The sequence below is a fragment of the Aeromonas sp. HMWF014 genome (genome assembly GCF_963878295.1).
GTDB classification, from domain to species: domain Bacteria; phylum Pseudomonadota; class Gammaproteobacteria; order Enterobacterales; family Aeromonadaceae; genus Aeromonas; species Aeromonas popoffii.
This window is the reverse complement of record NZ_CAWNYS010000566.1, coordinates 1-4,240: the sequence shown is the minus strand read 5'-3', so window position 1 is coordinate 4,240 and position 4,240 is coordinate 1. Positions and strand designations below refer to the sequence as shown.

Sequence of the window (4,240 nt, the reverse complement as noted above, 5' to 3'; positions counted from 1 at the left end):
ATGAGGCGCTGGGGCGCCCCATGCAACACGTAATTGGGACATAGCCTTGATCTGGCGCAGGTAGTTGTTGAACCAGTTGAGGGTGTCCTGGTCGCCCTTGCGGATGGCCCAAGCCAGTGGTTCGAAGGTGAACGGCTTGTCGAGGTGCACCACGGCGCCGGTGTTCTGGGAGGCGAAGATGGCGTTGTAGGGCAGGTCGTAGACGAAGGCATCGACCTTGCCATTGATGACTTCCAGCTTGGCGTCGTCCTGGGTTTCAAACTGCAGCAGGGTGGCTTTGGGGATCAGACGCTTGACCGCCTGCTCGCCTGTGGTGCCGAGCTTGACTGCGATCTTGTACTTGGGATCGTTGAGATCGCTGAAGGACTTGATCTCGTCCGCCTTATCCTTGCGCAGGACTATGGTCTGGCCCACGACTATGTAGGGGTCGGCGAAGTTGACTCTCAGGTTACGCTGGGGGGTGACTGTCATGCCGCCCATGATGACATCGAACTTGTCGGTCAGCAGCGCCGGAATGATGCCATCCCAAGCGGTGTTGACGAACTCGACCTTCACGCCCATCTCCTTGGCGACCATCTTGGCAAGATCCACATCGAAGCCGATGTACTGGCCCTGCTTGTTGGTCATTTCGAAGGGTTGATAGCCGGCGTTGAAGCCGACCCGCAGCACACCGCGATCCAGCACGGCGTCAAGGGTGGAACCGGGTGCGGCACTGGCCAGTCCGCAAAACAGCAAGGTAGATAGAATGAGCTTTTTGATCATAAGTGACGTCTCTGTCGATGTTGTGTTCAGCCTTGAACCTGCTCCCGTGCGACTCCGTGGCACAAGAGACTGCTGCATCCGGCAACAGGTAAGACAGGATTATTGTCTTGGTTGAGGCAAAAGCCCCATATGGGATTCCATATCTTGCGTGCTGAGTGAAAAATGTACCAATTTCCGATTGTGCCAGATGACTCAATAGGTTAGTGGCGCTTTTTCCCCGTGACTGCACTCATAAAATCACACGAAAACAACATATCTATCTAATGGAGCGGGTTCAAGTCCAAAATGCCGGCGGGACACTTTGTTACACCGAACCCCCGTATTCAGTGGTGCCAAACGTTACTCGCGCTCCGGCGGGCCGCAGGGTGGGATTCTTAGGGGGCATTCTCAGCGAGATTTTATGCAACAAGTGAACATTTGATGGGGATTTAATTGGGCTCCAAAGGGGGTTCTCGGACCCAGACGCTGGTGGTGGTCGAGCCAGTGCGCCCTGGCGGCCGATGGCGCCCTTTATCAGGCCAAGGGCAAGCACCGGATCTGCCGACTGGCCTGACGCCTCAAGGCGCTTATTCCGGTTTCAGGATCTGGGTGCGCGGCGCCTGGGCTTTGAGGAAGGGGAGCAGCAACAGGGCCGAGACCCCGGCCGCCACCGAGATCACGACGAAGAAACCGTTCCAGTGCCAGATCTCCATCACCTTGGCCAGCGGATAACCCGACAGCGCGGCCCCCATATAGGCGAACAGGCCGACGAAGCCGGTGGCTGCCCCCGCCGAATTTTTATGGGAGCACTCGGCCGCTGCCATGCCGATCAGCATCTGGGGGCCGAACACGAAGAAGCCGATGGTAAAGAAGCAGGCTGCCTGCATCACATAGCTGAAGAAGGGCATCAGCCACAGCGACCCCACCGCCAGCAGGATCCCCACCGCGAAGATGAGGTTCATCGGCCCGCGGTTGCCGTTAAACAACTTATCCGATCCCCAGCCCGCCACCAGAGCGCCGATAAAGCCCCCCACCTCAAACATTGAAATGGCCGAGTTGGCGCTCATCAGGTTGAAGCCGCGCTGCTCCGTCATGTAGAGATTGCCCCAGTCATTGATGGCGGTGCGTACCACATAGACCAGCACGTAGCAGCACGCCAGCAGCCAGATATAGGGGTTGCCGAGCACGTATTTGCGCAGGATCTGGTGATGGGAGAGCCCCGCATCCTGAGTCTGCTGGGCCAGCTCCATGGCATCCTTGCGCCAGACCCCCACAGTGGGTAGCCCCATGGCACTCGGGGTATCCCGCAGTCGCCAGCAGAGAAACAGCCCGGCCACAATGGCGATGACACCGGGCACTATCATGCCGTAGCGCCAGCCATGCTGCAGGGCTATGGTGCTGACGATAAGCGGAATGAGGGCTCCGCCCACGTTGTGGGCCGTGTTCCAGGCTGACCACCAGACTCCCCGCTCGCTGCGGGAATACCAGCTGGTGAGTAGCTTGGAGCAGGGGGGCCAGCCCCAGCCCTGGAAGAAGGCGTTGGCGACCCAGAGTGCCGCAAACAACCCCAGGGACGACGAGAGCCCGAACAGTATATTGATGACGCCGGTGGCCATCAGCCCGAGCCCCATGAAGTAGCGCGGGTTGGCGCGGTCGCTGATGATGCCGGAGAAGAACTTGGAGCAGCCGTAGGTGATGTAGAACAGGGTCCACAGCATGCCGATGTCGGATTTGTTCAGCATGCCGTCTGCCAGCATGTCCGGCATGGCGAAGTTAAAGCTCTTGCGGGTGAAGTAGAAGACCGCGTAGCCCAGGTACATGGTCAGCAGAATATGCAGTCGCCAGTGACGGTAGCTGGCATCGATCTCGGCCTGATCACGAATGAGCGGCAGTGGCGGCGCACTGCGCATAAAGTTCAGCATAAGACGGTCTGCTCCCGGGATGGCGCGTCAGTCATGGGGATCTTCCCGTTTGCGATTGGGCAGGTGTACGGTCAGCTGGGTGCCGTGGAGGCAGGAGAGTTGCAGGCCGCCGCCGAGCGCCTGTACCCGTTCGCGAATACCGAGCAGGCCATAGCCCTGCTGCGAGCGATTTTCCGGCAGACCGCGCCCGTCGTCTTCCAGCACCAGTTGCAGCAGCTCGCCGCAGGTACGGGCACGAATGGTGACCAAGCTGGCATTGGCATGCTTTACCACGTTGTTGAGCCCCTCCTGACAGACCCGAAACAGGGTGACCCGCTGGGCATCGGAGAGATCCCCATCCGCCAGCTGCCACTCGAGCCGGGTGACGATACCGCGGCGCTCCAGCTCCAGCTCCCGCAGCAGGCCGCGCACCGCCTGCTCCAGACTCATGTCATCGAGCTGGCGGGGACGCAGGCGACCGAGCAGACCGCGCACCGCATCGTAGATGCCGAGCGACAGGGTCTCGATGAGAGCGCTGCTCTGACCCACCCCGGCGTTGTCCGGCGCGAGGCGGCGCACGATACCGGCCTGGGTGCGGATGGCGGTGATGGTCTGGCCTATGTCGTCGTGCAGCTCGCGAGCCACCTCCTTGCGGATGCTCTCCTCTGTTTCCAGCAGCCGCTCGGTGAGCTGACGGTTGTGGGCGAGCTGGCGGGTCAGCGCCTGATTGAGTTCGCGCTGGCGCTGGATCCCGGCACCCAGCAGCAGGCCGGTCAGGCTCTGGGCCAGCAGGGAGAGCAGCAGATCCAGCGGGTGTTCGTGCCAGGCCTGCCCCGCCATCAGGGCGACCGTGTTCATCAGGGTAGCGAGCAGGGCCCCCTGCCAGCCGTAGCGCCAGGCCATGGCCATGATAGGAATGGCGAGGCAAAACGGGGTGAAGCGCACCAGCGAGTCCGGCAGGCCGAGCTGCAGCCAGAGGCTCAGCACGAACAGCAGCAGATACCAGACCAGATGGCGAAAGCGCCAGTCCACCGGTTGATCCACCAGCGCCGGCCCGAGCGGTACCCAGGTAGCGCGGGTCAGATAGTGCCAGATCAACATGCAGGTGGAGGTGAGGGTCAGGCCGCCGGTCAGGGTGAGCAGCAGGGCGGTGAGGCCATCTTCCCCGGCCAGATGCCAGAGCAGGGATTGCAGCAGCGCAGCCACTGTGACGGTGGCCAGCAGTACCAGCAGCTGTTGCCAGTCGTTGCGCACCTGCTGGCGGCGGGCGATGAGCAACGGCAGCAAGGTGAGCAGGCTGCCCGCCTGGATCAGTGGCCACAGCGGCAGCCCCACCTCCTGATTGAGCCAGTAGAGCAGCAGGGACTCACACAGCAGCAGCGGCGGCCAGTAGGCGATCGGGCTTTGCAGCAGGAGGCCGAGGCGAAGGCCGAACGGAAACAGCAGCACCGCCAGTATGGGGGATCCCGCCAGATGCAGGCTGATGCTCCACAGGCAAAACCAGCCGGCGGCAAAAATGAAGCCGGCCGCCAGCGAGATGGCGACATAGCTGGCAAGGCGGGGGATCACCAGCTGTCCAGCATGCGGTGGGCCAGCTC

At 61.7% G+C, this 4,240-nt stretch carries 3 protein-coding genes; all 3 read right to left on the bottom strand.

Annotated features, from left to right (window positions below; translation table 11 throughout):
• Positions 1 to 762: transporter substrate-binding domain-containing protein (locus tag AAC083_RS21825; protein ID WP_181364851.1), on the bottom strand; the 762-nt coding region annotated here is incomplete at its 3' end.
• Between the two features lie 566 nt (positions 763 to 1,328).
• The gene (locus AAC083_RS21820; RefSeq protein WP_042036503.1) at positions 1,329 to 2,663 is read right to left on the bottom strand and encodes an MFS transporter; all 1,335 of its coding nucleotides are present in this window, start codon (positions 2,661 to 2,663) and stop codon (positions 1,329 to 1,331) included.
• 27 nt (positions 2,664 to 2,690) lie between these two features.
• Positions 2,691 to 4,211, bottom strand: coding sequence for a signal transduction histidine-protein kinase/phosphatase UhpB (gene uhpB, locus AAC083_RS21815; protein ID WP_108537693.1), 1,521 nt, complete (start codon positions 4,209 to 4,211; stop codon positions 2,691 to 2,693).
• Between the last annotated feature and the right edge of the window lie 29 nt (positions 4,212 to 4,240).